1 protein-coding gene is annotated in these 1,187 nt (G+C 69.3%); it reads left to right on the top strand.

What is annotated here, in order from left to right:
* Positions 1–1,187: acyl-CoA dehydrogenase family protein (locus JYJ84_RS37115; RefSeq protein ID WP_205190341.1), on the top strand; the 1,187-nt coding region annotated here is incomplete at both ends.

Below are 1,187 nucleotides of genomic sequence, written 5' to 3'. Positions count from 1 at the left end.
ACACGCCGGAACTGAACACGTTCGACCGGCGCGGCCGGCGCATCGACCGCGTCGAATTCCACCCGGCCTGGCACGCGCTGCTCGGCCAGTACCGCCACGAAGGCTTCGTGTCGCTCGCGTTCCGCGAGTCGCGCCGCGGCCGCTGGGCCGCGACCGCGGCCGGCTTCTACCTGCATGGCCAGATCGAGGCCGGTTCGCTGTGCCCGGCGACGATGACGCAGGCCGCGATCCCGGTGCTGCAGAAGGAGCCCGCGCTGTGGGAACTGCTGCGCGACAAGCTCTACAGCAACGATTACGATCCGCGCGACGTGCCGGTCGCCGACAAGCGCTCGATCTGGTTCGGCATGGGCATGACCGAGAAACAGGGCGGCTCCGACGTGCGCGCGAACACGACGCTCGCGACCGCCGTCGGCGCGGGCGGACGCGGTGGCGAATACCGGCTGCGCGGCCACAAGTGGTTTTTCTCGGCACCGATGTGTGACGCGCATCTCGTCGTCGCGCGCACCGAAGCCGGCAGCCCGTCGTGCTTCTACGTGCCGCGCTGGCGCCCGGACGGCACGAAGAACGCGGTCGAGATCCAGCGGCTGAAGGACAAGGTCGGCAACCGCAGCAACTCGAGCAGCGAGATCGAGCTGAACGACGCGTGGGGCATCATGCTCGGCGATGAAGGCCGCGGCATTCCGACCATCATCGAGATGGCCACCTACACGCGGCTGAACTGCGTGCTCGGCAGCGCGGCGATGCTGCGCCAGGGCGTCGTGCAGGCGATCGCGTACACGCGCCAGCGCCATGCGTTCGGCCGCGCGCTCGCCGAGCAGCCGCTGATGCGCACCGTGCTCGCCGATCTCGCGCTCGAAAGCGAAGCGGCGCTGTCACTGTCGATGCGTCTCGCCGACGCGTTCGAGCGCGACGACTCGCCGCGCGAACGCGCGTGGAAACGCATCGTCACACCCGCCGCGAAATTCTGGGTGTGCAAGCGCGCGGTCGAACTGACCGGCGAGGTAATGGAAGTGTTCGGCGGCAACGGTTATGTCGACGACGGCCCGATCGCGCGGCTGTTCCGCGAGGCGCCCGTCAACTCGATCTGGGAAGGCTCGGGCAACGTGATGTGTCTCGACGTGCTGCGCGCGATATCGCGCGAGCCCGACGCGGCCGCCGCGCTGTTCGCCGAGCTCGCCGACCTCGGC

Origin of the sequence: Burkholderia sp. LMG 13014 (assembly GCF_905232215.1) — a bacterium.
GTDB lineage: Bacteria > Pseudomonadota > Gammaproteobacteria > Burkholderiales > Burkholderiaceae > Burkholderia.
Note: the sequence above shows the minus strand (reverse complement) of the source record. Positions and strands in the feature narration are given on the sequence as shown.